A 14,680-nucleotide genomic window follows, 5' to 3' on the forward strand; every position below is an offset into this window, starting at 1 on the left:
CTCCCCGGGTTTCGGGGACAACCATAGATCGTTGTCTATACGCATCGTTCACGTGATTGGTTCTGTCGACGACCAAAGAAATTTCAACTGGTTGGGATGGCTCCGACTTCGCCATTCAAACTCCGATGCGCATCAATTTGCCCATGAGCGAGTTGCTGGCTGCCAAGGGCATCGACAGCACGCCGTTCTCCACGACACCTTGCGAGACCGGGCTGACATTTTACTCGACGCCGGAGGCACGCTGGACGTTCGGACCCGGCTCCACCTACACTACATCCAAGGCCAGCTATGCGGCGCTGATCGGCACGGCACCTGAATCATTCCGGTCCTGAGCGGTATCAATATAGACATGCACGCCGGGATGAATATCACGATCTTCAACACCGGTGCGGTGTCACCGGTTGCTACATGCTGGCAGCGGTACCGACTTGTCCGATTACCACGGCACGATCATGGTAATCGAGCGCAGGGGGCTCCTCAAGTCGACAGCCTGTTCGAACGAACACCGCTCGGGCGCCGACGTCACTGTGGCGTGACGGGTCGGACTGCTAGACCGGCTGATTGTACTGACCTTTGCGCTGACGTTTCTGGACGCTGACTATCTCCTTGGTCATGAGAATCAGGAAATGGTCATCGTCCAGACGGTTCGCGATCTCTCCGTCCTCCGTCATATAGTCCGTTCTTGGGAGGCCGAGCCCACGGGCCTCCTTGATCTGCTCGACAATGACATAGGACCTTCCTGCTTCGCCCTCGCAGCGAAACCGGCGTTTGTCTTTGTATCGCGCCATCTTCCATTCTCCCGCGTCGCATCAATCAAAAAGGCATGCGAGCGAGAATTCAAGCTAAAAATTAGAATATACTAAAAGATGATCCATTCTGGCGTGCCGGACAGTCGCGATAAGGAACACCAATGACACACACGCCGACGCTGAGATCGCTTACATCCCGGCTACGGCTGAGCTGCAGCCGTTTTCTTTCTGACAGGCTAGAAGGTCGTTTCCTGTACCAACCACCAAACGGGAAGAAACGCGAGTGCGATAGCGGCAAGCCAGACCGAGGTGAACTTTATCAGATAATGCCGTCGCTCTTTGACTTCATCCCACTCGCAATACATCGCCAACTCCCAACACTTTAGCTTGATCACTGAAGCATTGCTCCAATCGGGAGTCGAGTGCGGAATTGCAACACTCGCAAGGGCTCGCTTCGGCGGGCGGTTTTCCTGAAGTCTTTCAATGGCGAGGAACATCAACGCCACTAGCGAGGCTTCGCTCAAGCAGTGGGAGCACTCATCCCCTTCGACCTGCCGTCAAACGCTTCGTGGAAAAGCGGAAATATCAATGGCCAGGCGTCTTCTCTCTTGATGCTGCGGCTCGGTGCCATGATTTCGGGCTGCCAGACAGCGACACGGCTGATTGCATGGCAGCATTCGAGAGGCTTCAACCAAGCCTTGATCCGGCGGCTGCGATCCTGCAGCACGACCGACAGTTCACCAACCAGGCGGCTTCCCATAATCGGTTCGGATCACCGCAAGGCTGCTGGTGATTGCCGGCCGAAGAGAAAAAGCCCGCCCTGGGCCCCAGCCAGAGCGGGCTTGTACCGATCTGACCCCACTCAGACCACGGCTGCCTTCTTACCGCTGCGACCAAGGTAACGACGCCAGATCAACAGGCAACTCGAACCTCGAGCGATGGTTAGTCGGTAAGGTTACTTCCGCAGGCATGCGCATTGAAAGGAATTGGGTGGAATGGTGGATGCGATGTTCCACGACCCGGACGCAATAAGCCTTGGGAACTGGATCGCCCCCTTAGTAGTTCCTTCGTCGGAAGGAGGAACCGCCATGTCACCTCAGCGACCCCAATGAGTGAAGACCCAAAGAAGGGAGCTGACCCAAAGGAGCTCACATTACCTCAACGTGCGGCAGCCGCGGTCCTGGTTGTGGTGCTGGGTGTAATCTTCGCGCCCATCGGTCTCGTGATGAGAGTGTTCTCAGCACTGAGACATCGATAAAGCTCAGGTCCCGCGGGCTTGGTTTGGCGCCATATACAAGAAGAGGTTTCAAATGCCTCGCTGAGACCCTTTGTTGTCTGACTACCCTCGAAAGGCATGTCACCTGACCAACCCCTCGGTCAAAAACCACCACGTACTGCAGGCCCGCTTGCGCCCGACTGGCGGCCCGGCTCGCGAATGAGAAGACATGTCCGGGATGGTGGATCGCGTCGGCTAACAAGGGGGGCTTGTGCGGAGAGTTTGGGGCTCCGCCCAACGCGATCCGCGATGAAAACTGCAGGCGAGAGGTTTAGTTCCGTAGCTGACAGCCCCCGCAGACTCACTCGCTCTGGATCGGCTCAGATGGCGTTGTCACCGCGAGAAACTCGTATGCCACTTGTACGTCGTGTGCTGCAGGATGCGAGATGTTGATCAAGGCTCGTCGTCATTGCTCATGGTCAGCCTGACGCTTCGACCGGTAGCAGGACAATCCGGTCGTCGCGCAGTGGTCGCTGCAAATTCTTTGCTTCATCCCAAGGCGCAGTCATCCAGTGTTCAATCTCCTCCTCACTTGTGAGGATTACCGGCATGGCTTTCGGGTGGATGGTGGCGACAACCGTATTTGGCTCACATGTCAGAATGCCGAACAGTTCATGGCTTCCTGAGCGAGGCGCCTTCATGGAACCTCGCTCGCCGTTCCATCTGGTCCAAATGCCGGCAAAGAAGGCCAGCGGCTTATCATCGTTGAGGGCAAACCAGCGTTTTGTCTTCTTGGGCTTGGTGTCTTCCCATTCGCAAAACTCAGTCCATGGCACGACACAACGGTTCTCCGGGCGGAGCCAGCCGCGCCAATGTGGCGATTCCACACGACGAATGTTGGTGACGCCAGTATCGGGCTTGCCGCCGGTGACGACCGGCGGCGAGGGCATCCCCCAATGCAACATTGTGATCTCGCGGCCATCCGGCGTATTGCGCACCGCCGGCCCAAGCCGATCCGGGTAGACTTCGACCTCCGGCTCGAGGTTGCCGGAGGAGTCGATCATGGCTCTGGTGAACTGCCGTATAGCCTCTTGGTTCGAGGTCATGCGGTATAGGTTGCACATCCTGGTCTCCGTGGGTCGCCAAACCCGAGCTTGTCGACGTCGGTTGGATCTTTGATCTCGCCCATGAAGAGGGCCGTGAATTCCAGCGCAGTCTGGCGCACGGAAAAAGAAAATACGAGATAGCGGTGCTCAAAAAAGCTTGCATGATACGAGCGTTGCAATCGACCGGTTTCGCCGCCGCAGACATGAGTGGCCCACGTTAGACGGTGAGGTCATCTACAAGTCGACCCCGTGTTTGGCTGACAGCATGAAGCGAGAGGTGCGCCCGACGGCTCACAGGACGCCATCCTTCCAGGATCTTCCTGATCTGGACCTTTTCCAGCCGGCGTATCGGCAGATTACCGTTCATTTCAAGTACGGGTATGGTCCGACGCTATCCTGCAGGTGATCACCGATCGAAGCGCGGCACCCACCCGCGTGTCATGCCACGGCTCATCGCGCCTTCCACCAGCGCGAGCTGTTGGCGCAAATGACGGATGTCCTCCAGCAGAGTAGCGATTGTGGCGTGTACGTCGTCATCGTGCCACGCGAGCGCAGCCTGCACCTCGAAATCGACGTCTTCATTTTTCATGGACAGCATCAGTGGAGGTCCAGGCTAAGCTGCTGACCTTTGATCACCGGCAAGGGCCTGCCGATCTCAATCCTGCCGAAGACTTGCTTCCGGCGCTCTGCATCGCGTTCGCGTTCTGCACGGCATGCTGCCACAACGGCCAATGCGTTTGCGATGACTTCCTCTGTCCTTGTCATGTGCGAACCTCATCTTTTGTTCCCTTTATGTTCTCAATATACGAAAGAGTCAAGTCGAACATGAATCTGTTACTGGACGAAAGCGAATCAGTTGCCATTTAATGACTCGCGGAATGTCAAGAAGGTTAAGAGCGTTATGGATGGCACTCGGATCCCCATTGCTCCACTTCACGTCGAGATTGACGGAGTGGCGAGGTACCAGCAGGCCGAAACGGTCGAGCATCTGGCGGGGCTCCTTATGAGTTCCGGTTGGCCAGGTGCCAAGGGTGCACCGTTTCATCGTGCGCTCATGCGCTCCCTGGAAGCATTGGAGTTCTACACCGACGCGAAAACAGCCCGCAAGGCATTCGTCGAGGCGGCACACGCCGCAGGGATGCACGTACTTCCCGACGATATGGAAGAGATGAAGAAGGTAGGCTAGCCGAACTCGAGACGCCTTCAAGCCACTCGTTGCCTCTGAAAAGCCGCTGCGCTCCCCGCGCGGAAGCGGAGTGTCCGGCTCAGCCAAACCTTCCGTTCGATCCTTTAGCAGATCGTGTCGAGAGTGCCTGGCGCTGCTCAAATCGAACCTCCTGCTGCGCCGGCATGGACCTATGAAACCAAATGGGAGGGGATAACCAGTAGCGGTCCGTATCGTGCGTGCAATCACCGCGGCGTCCATGACTGGACACATCGCCGGCTACCTTCACCAGAATTTCACCGGGTTCACTAACCGGGGAAGAACGTCGTAAGCGCGTAACCGAAAGGGTTTTCATAGTGCATGCCTCACATCGGAGAAGCCGCGCCAAGGACAGCCCAATTGTGGATGTGTTTCAAGCCTTTAGTGAGGCGGGTCTCATGTGTCTTGCAACAGATAACCAAATCGAGCCGCACTCGGGAGGTCAGCCGATGTGCCGGTGAAAAAAACTGTCGATTGACGAGTTGCGCGACCGCTATTGCCTCGATCGCGCGAACTGGGCTTGCCCGCACCGGGAGCGCGCTCATGCTGCCCACCATTGATGCAACTGCATTTGGCCGTCGCCGACCAAGATAGCCCAAGGAAGCCTAGCGCAGCTACCATCGTAGAAACCAACCAGAGATATTTCACTTTGGGAGCAACACTACGCAGCCCTGGTTTTCGCGCCTTCAGGCGGACAAGTCACCGGAAATGCCGCCGCACTGCAGGGCGAGCTTTCGTCTTGCCGCTCCCTGTGCCAGAGATTGTCTGGCGACAACAACAGGATTCGTGCGATCTTGACGATTGGATTTGCCCATGCCGAACTGATTGCCGTACTCGCTGCCGCGACAGGTGGTGAGCCGCGTGTCATGACGATCCGCTCCGGCGACGCCCTGCCTTCGGGTCCTTTCGAGATGGGGCACCGCACGCTGCAAAGCGGCCTCAGGGAGTGGGTTCAAGAACAGACGGCCCATCCGGTCGGTTACCTGGAGCAGCTCTATACCTTCGCCGATCGCGACCGAAACAATGAGATTCTTGGCGGCAGGACAATTTCCATCAGCTATCTCGGCCTCGTGCGCGAGCAGGCAGCACCCGGCGCCGGCCGCCCTGGCTGGCACGGTTGGTACGAGTATTTTCCGTGGGAGGACAGACGCGCCGGCTCGCCGCCAATCCTCGAGGGGATAACTGCCCACCTCACGACGTGGGCAGCCAGCGAACCCGGTCGACGTGAGGAGCGCCTACGCCGTGTGATCTTCGCATTCGGTCTCGGCGACAGCCGCTGGAACGAGGATCTGGTGCTGCAGCGCTACGAGCTGCTTTACGAGGCCGGGCTTGTTGTCGAGGCTGGCGCACCAGCGCAGATCAATCCGGGGCGCGCAATGTTTGCAGACCATCGCCGCATCCTGGCAACCGGCATCGCGCGGCTGCGTGCGAAGATCAAATACCGGCCCGTCGTCTTCGAGTTGATGCCTGACAGCTTCACGCTGCTTTCGCTGCAGCGCACTGTCGAGGCGCTGGCCGGCCTGACGCTTCACAAGCAAAACTTCAGAAGGCTCGTCGAACAGCAGGAACTCGTTGAGGAAACTGGCGAGACGGAGAGCGAAACGGGGGGGCGCCCTGCCAAGCTTTTTCGCTATCGCCATGCCGTGCTGGAGGAACGCGCGCTTGCCGGATCGAAATTGCCGCTCTCCCGGAATTGACATATGCTCATGATGAGAATATCTATTTGCCCAAGATATGCTCAGATAGAGTATAAATAGGAGTCGGCCATGAATCATCCCGTTTCCGCGTCATCGCTCTATGAGCGTGTCAGCCGTGTCATTCCCAAGGCAGAGTGGATGTCCTTCGAGGACGACGTGGACGCAATCCTCAGACTGAAGCGGGAGCGCAACGCCGTCATTCTGGCGCACAACTACCAGACGCCGGAGATCTTTCACGGGGTTGCCGATATCGTCGGCGACAGCCTGGCGCTGGCGCGCAAGGCAATCGACGTCGATGCCGACGTCATCGTGCTGGCCGGCGTCCATTTCATGGCGGAGACAGCCAAGCTCCTCAATCCAGAGAAGACGGTGCTCATTCCAGACATGGGAGCCGGCTGTTCGCTGGCCGACTCCATCACCACTGCGGATGTCGCGCTGCTGCGCCAGGCACATCCGGGCGTGCCGATCATCACCTACGTGAACACCTCGGCCGCCGTGAAAGCGGCATCCGACATCTGCTGCACGTCGGGCAACGCCAAGCAGGTGGTCGAGTCGCTCGGCGTGCCGCGCGTGCTGATGATCCCGGACGAATATCTCGCGCGCAACATTGCCAGGGAGACCAGTGTGGAAGTCCTTGCCTGGCACGGTCATTGCGAGGTCCATGAACTTTTCACGGCGGACGATGTCCGCCAGCTACGGGAGAACCATCCAGGTGTCACGGTGCTCGCCCATCCTGAGTGCCCGCCTGATGTGGTGGCGGAAGCCGATTTCGCGGGATCGACGGCAGTTATGTCCGATTATGTTGCAAACCGGCGCCCGGCGCGCGTGGTGCTGCTGACCGAATGCTCAATGAGCGATAACGTCGCCGTGCATCACCCCGATGTCGAGTTCATCCGGCCCTGCAATCTCTGCCCTCACATGAAGCGGATCACACTTGCCAACATCCGCACCGCGCTGGAGGAAAACCGCCATGAAGTGACGGTTGATCCGGCGATCGCCGTCGCAGCGCGCCGTGCGGTCGAACGGATGCTTTCGGTATGACCACGGTTCTCCACGAGCTCGAGGGCCACGTTGCAATCGTCGGCAGCGGGCTGGCGGGCCTGATGACTGCGCTAACGCTTGCACCGCAGCCCGTCGTCATTGTCACGCGCGCAGCGCTCGGCGCAGAAACATCGAGCGTGTGGGCCCAGGGCGGTATCGCCGCTGCAGTCGGCTGCGATGACAGCACCGACATCCATCTCGCCGATACGCTGGCTGCCGGTGACGGACTCTGTGATGTAAAGGCCGCCGCTGGCATCATTGCTGAAGGACCCGCAGCGATTGCAGCACTTGAGCGGGCCGGTGTTCATTTCGATCTCAACGGGGATGGGCGCCTGTCGCTCGGCCTGGAGGCTGCGCATTCACGACGCCGTATCGTGCATGCCGATGGCGACGGATCCGGTGCGGCTATCATTCGCGCGCTTCTCAGCGCGGTTGCGCGCACGCCATCGATCAAAATGCTGGAAGGAACCGAAGCCCGCGCATTGCTGACTGAGGGCTCGGTGATCACTGGCCTTTTGGTATCGGCCGCGTCGGGTGCGGCGGTCATTCCGACCCCGAGTGTTGTGCTCGCAACCGGCGGCATTGGCGGTCTCTTTGACGCCACGACCAATCCCGTCTCCAACTTCGGTCATGGGATCGCACTTGCCGCGAATGCCGGCGCGATACTGGCCGATATGGAGTTCGTGCAGTTCCATCCGACCGGCCTCGATTCTGCGCGTCGGCCACTTGCGCTGGTCAGCGAAGCAGTTCGCGGCGAGGGGGCCGTCCTCGTCAACGATAGAGGCGAACGCTTCATGGCCGATATCGACGGTGCCGATCTCGCACCCCGCGATATCGTTGCGCGCGCGATCAGTTCGGAACTGTCGCAAGGGCGGCGGGTCTTCCTCGATGCTCGCCGGGCACTCGGTGACCGGTTTGCTTCGCGCTTTCCGACTATTCATCGCCTGTGCGGGGAGTCGGAGATAGACCCCGCAACAGATCTCATTCCCGTTCGCCCGGCTGTCCACTACCACATGGGCGGCGTAGCAACTGATCTCAGAGGGCGCAGCTCGGTCACCGGCCTCTGGGTCGTCGGCGAGGCGGCTTCCACAGGTCTCCATGGTGCCAACCGGCTCGCCAGCAATTCGCTGCTCGAGGCGGCGGTGATGGGCATGCACGCCGGGCAGGATATCAGTGGCACGATGAGGAGCGCGGCTTTCTTGGGGGGAATCCTACCAATCCGGCCCCGGCCTCCCGCACAGACGGCAATCGTTCGATCAATCGTGTCTCGCCACCTCGGCGTCCTGCGTCATGGAGCCAGTCTTGAAGACGCAATCGCCGCTTTGCTGCCGCTGGCCGATGACGCCAGCCCGAGCGCAGATCCAGCTGCCGTGGCTCTATTGATCGCCGTCTCGGCGATGCTGAGGACGGAATCGCGCGGCGCCCACGCGCGCACAGATTTCCCCTTGACGCGCACCCGCGCTGAGCGACTCACAATGACCCTTTCGGCTGCGCTCGACATAGCGCGCGCTACGCACCATTCATTTGCCCGGAGTGCCTGACATGACCTTTGCTCCCCTGCCGCGACTGATCATCGAGCCAATCGTGCGCAACGCGCTTGCCGAAGACCTCGGCCTTGCCGGAGACATCACCTCAGCCGCGGTCATTCCGGCGGAACACTGCTCTTCTCTGGTGATGGCTGCGCGGCAGCCGGGCATCCTTGCTGGCCTCGACGCCGCCGAGCTGGCATTTCAGCTCGTCGATCCGGCGGTAACCATTGCGCGCCACCTTGAGGACGGGTCAGTCGTCAATGCTGGCGATATTGTCGCCACGATCAGCGGACCCTCCCGCGGATTGCTGACAGGCGAACGGACGGCGTTGAACTTTCTCGGTCACCTTTCCGGCATCGCCACGGTCACAGCCGCGCTGGTCGAGGCGGTCAAGGGTACCCGGGCATCGATCGCCTGCACCCGCAAGACGACGCCGGGCCTGCGGGCACTGGAGAAATACGCGGTTCGCGCCGGCGGGGGCATGAACCATCGCTTCGCCCTGAATGACGCCGTTCTGATCAAGGACAATCACGTGGCGATTGCCGGCGGCGTGGCCGAAGCGATCCGGCGTGCCCGGGCGGGTGTCGGCCACATGGTGAAAATCGAGGTCGAAGTCGACACGCTTGATCAGCTGCGCGAAGCAATGGAGATCGGCGTTGATGCCGTGCTGCTCGACAACATGACACCTGCGCAATTGCGCGACGCGGTCACCATTGTTGATCGTCGGGCAATTATAGAGGCCTCGGGTCGGATAACACCCACTACAGCTGCTGCAATCGCCGCCTCCGGGGTGGATTTGATCTCCGTCGGCTGGTGCACGCACAGCGCGCCCACCCTCGACATTGGTCTCGACATGCTATCCTGACCAAGGACGGCTTCCCCCGCCCGGAGAAGACCCAGGATGAGCAGATCATGTTCGGGTGCTATCTGCGAAGCGCCGTTGGTACAGTGCCTTGGCTTATCCGGCCGTTCTAGTTCGACGCACGCACACCGGCCGCCTCAAGGATGAGGTCGGTAACCGCCTTGGGCTGCGAAATCATTGAGACGTGGCTGGATTCGAGTTCGACGGTTTTAGCGCCCATACGCTTAGCCATGAAGCGTTCGAGATCGGGATTGATGGTCCGGTCGTTCTTCGACACGGCGTAGAAGCTCGGCTTCGAACGCCAGGCCGCCTCGGTCGTCCTGCCCGTAAGCAAGGCCCGGTTGAAGGGTTCCTGGACCGCATATAGAACTCTGGCCTTCGCCTCGGGCACATCGCCCGCGAAATCGTGGAGGAAGGCCTCTTCAGTGAGCCGTCCTTCGTCACCGTCGAAGACGATGCCTGCAGATGCGGGAGGTGTCGGGTAGGTCTTGGCGAGCGCGGTATAGTCCTCCCCGGCGTCAGGCGCACGTGCGGCGATGTAGACGAGAGAGGAGACATTCGGATGCACGCCGGCCTCGGTCACAATCATCCCTGAAAATGAGTGCCCGACGAGAACCGTTGGGCCGTCCTGACGGTCGAGAACTCGTTTGGCGGCCGCGACTGCATCGGGAAGGGTGGTCAGCGGATTTTGAACCGAGGTCACGCTGAGACCCTCTTTCTGAAGACGGGCGATGACGTCCGACCAGCAGGAGCCGTCGGCAAACAGGCCGTGGACAAGAACGACGTTCTTCGCCTTGACCATGTCCTTGGCGCGAACACCCTTCGCAAGGAGGCCGACAGTGGCACCCGTTGCTAGGGCTGCGGTAAACATACGGCGGGTTATCGGTTGCATGACGTTTCCTTTCCTTCGTTGATGGGGTGTAGCCTCGCTCCCATTCTCGCTGGACCTACGTTGCCTCCGGATTGTCGTCTTCTGGCGGCTGAACCGGCCATCCTTGGGAGTCAAGGGACGTGATCGCTCTCGGCTCGACGCCTCATTCGCAGTCTTATGCAGAGACCAGGACGACAAATCTCCGGTCTCTACACCATGATGGCGTACCACCCGAAAGCCATGCAAGCGATCCTGGGCAGGACAGGGTATCGTCGAGGTGTCGCCGCAACCTTTCGGACAAGCGGAGCGCTCCGTACCTTCGTGTGGAGTGTGTCGATGTGCGGCTCGCAGATCGCAGCCTATCAGATCGGTTCTGGGATCGTATCGCCGAAACGTGAGGCTGAGCGAAGTCGCAAAACGTCGGAGGTTCATATCTTGAGCTGATTTGCTCGGTGATCCGGATATAGCGAGCCGTGACGTGGCGTGATAGGGTTTGGGTTTGCATCAATCCCCGCCTTCACCTGAAATCCCAGCAAAGGACAGATGCCATGGGAGGCCAGAGACGCCCGCTGCAACCGGGAGAATACGCGCCTGCCTTTGCGCTTCCGTCGGCAAATCAAGAAGGAACGGTTTCTCTCGCCAACCTCCACGGTCACCCGTTTCTGATCGCCTTCTTCCGCGGACTGCATTGCCCGTTTTGTCGGCGTCAGGTGGGACAGCTCGGTGCCCTGCAGCCCGCTCTGCGCGCCGCGGGAGTGGAAACCCTGGCCGTGATCAACACGCCGGTGGAGCGTGCCCGCAGGTATTTCGGCCACCGGCCCACGCCGGCCGTGCTCCTATGTGACCAGGATTGCTCCACGCACCGGGCCTTCGGCGTGCCGCGTGGCGAGTTCCTGCTCGAGGACAGCCACGAGCAGCCGGCATGGCCATATCAGGCAAGCATGGCGCAATTCGAGGCAGCGCGCATTAATCCGACGGGCGAATTGCCGGAAGCCCTACATCCAATGTCGGCCAATCCCGTACTCAACGCCAAGGACGGCTTCGAGCTTGATGAAACCGACCACGCGATTTTCGCAAGCCACCCCACTCAGCTTGTCGGGCACTTCCTCGTCGACGCCGACGGCATCGTTCGCTGGGTGCAAATCGAAGCGCAGGACGGGCCGAATAGCCTTGGCATCTTTCCAACCGCGGCGGAAATGCTCGCCGCTGCCGGCAGTCTCCGACACTGAAGGCGTCGCATCTTGCGTTTTTGAAAGATGACACTGCAAACATGCGGCATGACATTCGTCGGGGCGTGAGTTTTCACACCCCATCGTGCGGGGGCAGGCGCTGAGCCGCTTCGATCACCCCTACGTCGATCTTTCTCATAGTCGTCATTTCATCAAACGCACGCGTGGCTCGATCACCGCGGGGGTAGTCGAGATTTCCGAACTCTTCCGCAAGGATCTGAGGCTCGTCGATTGATATTTCCGTCAATCTCATGGTCGTCGTGGATCTCTGGTCAACGTGGTCCCATTGGACGGCAGTCGATTGCAACACGACCCGACCTCTCACCGACCTCGTATGCGGCCAAGGGCGTCGAGTTTGCCGCGAAGCCTGCGCTTCACCTCGTCGTCCTGCTGTTCCATGGCGGACAGCATGTCGCGAAGCGTCCCGCGCAGGCCATGGATCTGGTCGACAAGGTCCATGATGAGATCGACGCCGGCCTCGTTGACACCCATCTCCTGCGTGAGATCCAGGATCAGGCGTCCGCGCGCCACGTCGGCGTCACGAAACTCGCGATTGCCGTCTTGCGCTTGCGGAAGCAGCCAGCCCTGATCGATCCAGATCTCCAGCACCGTCACATCGATCTTCAGGAAGCGGCGGAATTCAAGATCATTCATGGCTATTCTCCCATGCTCTTTCTCGGATCCTGCGGATTGGACGGAGACCAGCTCGTCATGAAATCGACGAGCTGCTGATCTGGCGTGTCCGGCAAGACGATCTTCAGCGTCACATAGGCATCACCGGCTCCGCCACCGCGTTTGGGGACGCCCTTGCCTTTCAATCGCAGGACCTTCCCGGCGTTCGAATTCGGCGGCAATGTCAGGTTCACAGGACCGGACGGTGTCGGCGCACGCACCTTGCCACCGAGCACCGCCTCGGACAGCGATATAGGAAGATCGAAGCGGATGTCGTCGCCATCGCGGACATAGAAACGATGGGGTCGTACCCGGATTTCGACGAGCGCATCACCCGGCGGGCCGCCGCCGATCCCGGGTTCGCCCTTGCCTTTCAGGCGCAGGCTTTGGCCGTCGCGTGTTCCGGCTGGAATCTGCAGGTCGAGCGCTGGTCCATCCGGCAGTTTTATCTGGGTCTTGGTGCCATTGACGGCATCGAGGAAATCGACCTCCAGCGAGTAGTGACGGTCCTGACCGTTGGAGCGAAACTGTCCGCCCCGTGCTCTGCCGGAAAAGAAGCTGGAGAAGATGTCGTCGTGATCGCCGAAGTCGGCGAAGCCAGCGCTATTGTGATAGGGGTCGCTTGCGCCGGATTGTGACGCATAATCCCTGTAGTAGCTGCGCGGTGCCTGCTCAGCGCCCGTCATGTCGATCTCACCGCGGTCGAAGCGTTTGCGCTTTTCCTCGTCGCTCAGGATCTCGTAGGCGGTGGATACCTCCTTGAACTGGTCCTCTGCCTTCTTGTCGCCCGGGTTGAGATCGGGATGCAGCTTCTTGGCAAGCTTGCGGAAGGCGCTTTGAATGTCTTTCTGCGTGGCGTCCTTCTTTACGCCCAAAAGCTCGTATGGATCGCGGCTCATACATGTCTCCGGTTCAGCCGGCTAATACCGCCCGCTTGTCGCCACGTATATAGGTTGCTGATCGCCCTCCGACGAGGGGTACGATCAGAGCGTATGAGCGGTTCGGTGGGCGAGGGTGGATATTCTGCCGAGGGAGCTGGAGGCACGAATTCCAGCTCCGCCACGGACCCTGCGCCGGTCGAATACTTCGACATGGAAGGGGCAACTCCCGTTGGGGCATGGTTCGAAGGCACGATCGGGAAAATGCTCGATCTCAAGGATGTGTGGGGAGCATTCCAAGGGGAACCACTCGGGCCCGTCATTCCCCAAGAGCGAGCTTGATAGATGGCTGGGACGAGGCGGACCTTCCGCCTATGTCCAGCTTGTCCAGCTTCATGCCTCAGGTTTCCTGCGTCTCTCGTAGGGGCCTTAAAGCCGGAGCATGAGGAGCTAACAGGGACGAAGCCTCGATAGCGGTCCCTAACCGTACGTCGTCCAAGTATAGTGTCGGGTCGTTCTCCTTTGGCAAGGTCGGCCCGACGTCCATTGCCAGAGACCTCTGCGCCATGGCTCACCCGACGCCGCTGGGCGCCGGGGTGCGGATTGTCGTAGCACTGGATGGGCTCGGTTCAATTTCCGTCGCCGACGCCTTTTCGCTTTTCCAAGAAATTCAGCCAATGGCCCGGCTGCCATCCCCTATTCTCTGCCGCCTTGTGCAAAATGATCTTGATGAAGCACTGAGGCTGCCTGACGCGCGTATTGGCCACTCGCTCCACAGGGAGCAGAATGGCCTGTCACAGGCAGGGCTCAGATGCCGGCAATCTTGCGCAGATCGTCGATTGCGCCTGGCGCTGCGGCAAGGACGCGCGAGCCCTTGGTCAGTTGTTCGCCTTCGGTCGGGAAGGGATGGAACCAGCCGCCGGCCTCCCGGACCAGGCAATAGCCGGCAAGGCAGTCCCAAGCGTGCATGTAGGGCTCGTAATAGCCAACCAGGCGACCGGCTGCGACGTAGGCGAGCATAAGCGCGCCGGAGCCATTTCGAATGAAGTTGCCGCCCGCGCTCAGAAGATCTTCGACCATCTTAGCGACAAAGGCGGGGGTCACATAGTTGTTCGCGCCAATGCCGGTGACGGCATTTCTGATATTGCGAGCCGGATCGAGCTTTAGCGCATGTCCATTTAGTGTCGCGCCCATGCCGAGTGCAGCGGCATAGAGCTCATCATGGCACGGTGCCGAGATCACGCCGACGACGGGTTCGTTGCCATACAAGAGGCCGATGGATACGCACCAGTTTGGCATGCCATTGACGAAGGGGCTCGTGCCGTCGATCGGGTCGATGACCCAGGTGAATCCAGAGGTTCCGCGCGTCAGCCCATACTCTTCACCCAGAATGCCATCGGTCGGGTAGGCTTCGTGGAACCTCGCACGGATCAGGTTTTCGACTTCGCGGTCTGCGATCGATACGACGTCCTGCGGGTCCCTTTTGGTCTCGACAACAAGCGTTTCGCGACGCTTGAAGTAGTCGAGAGCGACGTCTCCCGCTTCACGGGCAACGGCCTCGGCGAGCGCCAGGCGCGTTTCAAGTCCTGATATGACATGCGATGTCATGACAACATTTCCTTTATA

16 protein-coding genes are annotated in these 14,680 nt (G+C 59.9%); 7 read left to right on the plus strand and 9 right to left on the minus strand.

All coding sequences use genetic code 11. From position 1 onward, the window contains the following. Nucleotides 1-143 precede the first annotated feature (143 nt). Nucleotides 144-332: a hypothetical protein gene (locus AC1D2R_RS23560; protein WP_477971033.1), complete on the plus strand. Its 189-nt coding sequence runs from the start codon at nt 144-146 to the stop codon at nt 330-332. A 216-nt stretch (nt 333-548) separates the two neighbouring features. Here the strand turns inward: AC1D2R_RS23560 and AC1D2R_RS23565 are convergent, their stop codons facing one another. The 4 genes from AC1D2R_RS23565 to AC1D2R_RS23580 all read right to left on the minus strand — a co-directional run bounded on the left by AC1D2R_RS23565 (nt 549) and on the right by AC1D2R_RS23580 (nt 3,836). Continuing rightward, on the minus strand, nt 549-788 hold the full coding sequence (locus tag AC1D2R_RS23565; protein WP_477971035.1) for a hypothetical protein: 240 nt from the start codon (nt 786-788) through the stop codon (nt 549-551). Between the two features lie 1,656 nt (nt 789-2,444). Further along, nucleotides 2,445-3,089, minus strand: coding sequence for an SOS response-associated peptidase (locus tag AC1D2R_RS23570; protein WP_477971037.1), 645 nt, complete (start codon nt 3,087-3,089; stop codon nt 2,445-2,447). A gap of 388 nt (nt 3,090-3,477) precedes the next feature. Continuing rightward, the gene (locus AC1D2R_RS23575) at nt 3,478-3,669 is read right to left on the minus strand and encodes a hypothetical protein (RefSeq protein WP_477971039.1); all 192 of its coding nucleotides are present in this window, start codon (nt 3,667-3,669) and stop codon (nt 3,478-3,480) included. Further along, complete coding sequence (locus tag AC1D2R_RS23580; protein ID WP_477971041.1) at nt 3,669-3,836, minus strand: hypothetical protein; 168 nt, start codon at nt 3,834-3,836, stop codon at nt 3,669-3,671. The genes AC1D2R_RS23575 and AC1D2R_RS23580 overlap by 1 nt, the downstream gene beginning before the upstream one ends. A 136-nt stretch (nt 3,837-3,972) precedes the next feature. Here AC1D2R_RS23580 and AC1D2R_RS23585 point away from each other — a divergent pair, with 136 nt between their 5' ends. From AC1D2R_RS23585 to nadC, 5 genes are all read left to right on the plus strand, one after another. After that, on the plus strand, nt 3,973-4,257 hold the full coding sequence (locus AC1D2R_RS23585; RefSeq protein ID WP_477971043.1) for a DUF982 domain-containing protein: 285 nt from the start codon (nt 3,973-3,975) through the stop codon (nt 4,255-4,257). An 812-nt stretch (nt 4,258-5,069) separates the two neighbouring features. Beyond that, nucleotides 5,070-5,972, plus strand: a complete 903-nt coding sequence (locus AC1D2R_RS23590) for an NUDIX hydrolase (RefSeq protein WP_477971045.1) — start codon at nt 5,070-5,072, stop codon at nt 5,970-5,972. 69 nt (nt 5,973-6,041) lie between these two features. After that, complete coding sequence (gene nadA, locus AC1D2R_RS23595; protein WP_477971047.1) at nt 6,042-7,013, plus strand: quinolinate synthase NadA; 972 nt, start codon at nt 6,042-6,044, stop codon at nt 7,011-7,013. Then, nucleotides 7,010-8,554, plus strand: coding sequence for an L-aspartate oxidase (locus tag AC1D2R_RS23600; protein ID WP_477971049.1), 1,545 nt, complete (start codon nt 7,010-7,012; stop codon nt 8,552-8,554). Before nadA ends, AC1D2R_RS23600 begins: the two co-directional genes overlap by 4 nt. Nucleotide 8,555: 1 nt before the next feature. Further along, nucleotides 8,556-9,407, plus strand: a complete 852-nt coding sequence (gene nadC, locus AC1D2R_RS23605) for a carboxylating nicotinate-nucleotide diphosphorylase (protein ID WP_477971051.1) — start codon at nt 8,556-8,558, stop codon at nt 9,405-9,407. 106 nt (nt 9,408-9,513) lie between these two features. Here nadC and AC1D2R_RS23610 read toward each other — a convergent pair whose 3' ends face one another. Continuing rightward, entirely contained in the window at nt 9,514-10,296 is a 783-nt protein-coding gene (locus tag AC1D2R_RS23610) for an alpha/beta fold hydrolase (protein WP_477971053.1), read from the minus strand. 527 nt (nt 10,297-10,823) lie between these two features. On the opposite strand from AC1D2R_RS23610, the gene AC1D2R_RS23615 reads away from it, so the two are divergent. Next, nucleotides 10,824-11,504 (plus strand): redoxin domain-containing protein, encoded by a 681-nt coding sequence (locus tag AC1D2R_RS23615; protein WP_477971055.1) that lies wholly within the window; start codon nt 10,824-10,826, stop codon nt 11,502-11,504. Between the two features lie 73 nt (nt 11,505-11,577). On the opposite strand, the gene AC1D2R_RS23620 is transcribed toward AC1D2R_RS23615, so the two are convergent. The 4 genes from AC1D2R_RS23620 to AC1D2R_RS23635 all read right to left on the minus strand — a co-directional run bounded on the left by AC1D2R_RS23620 (nt 11,578) and on the right by AC1D2R_RS23635 (nt 14,662). Then, the gene (locus AC1D2R_RS23620; RefSeq protein WP_477971058.1) at nt 11,578-11,757 is read right to left on the minus strand and encodes a hypothetical protein; all 180 of its coding nucleotides are present in this window, start codon (nt 11,755-11,757) and stop codon (nt 11,578-11,580) included. A gap of 68 nt (nt 11,758-11,825) precedes the next feature. Then, nucleotides 11,826-12,158: a chaperone modulator CbpM gene (locus AC1D2R_RS23625; protein ID WP_477971060.1), complete on the minus strand. Its 333-nt coding sequence runs from the start codon at nt 12,156-12,158 to the stop codon at nt 11,826-11,828. Between the two features lie 2 nt (nt 12,159-12,160). Beyond that, on the minus strand, nt 12,161-13,075 hold the full coding sequence (locus AC1D2R_RS23630; protein ID WP_477971062.1) for a DnaJ C-terminal domain-containing protein: 915 nt from the start codon (nt 13,073-13,075) through the stop codon (nt 12,161-12,163). 786 nt (nt 13,076-13,861) lie between these two features. Beyond that, the gene (locus AC1D2R_RS23635; protein WP_477971064.1) at nt 13,862-14,662 is read right to left on the minus strand and encodes an inositol monophosphatase family protein; all 801 of its coding nucleotides are present in this window, start codon (nt 14,660-14,662) and stop codon (nt 13,862-13,864) included. Between the last annotated feature and the right edge of the window lie 18 nt (nt 14,663-14,680).

The organism is Rhizobium sp. P1_C7, assembly GCF_056406295.1.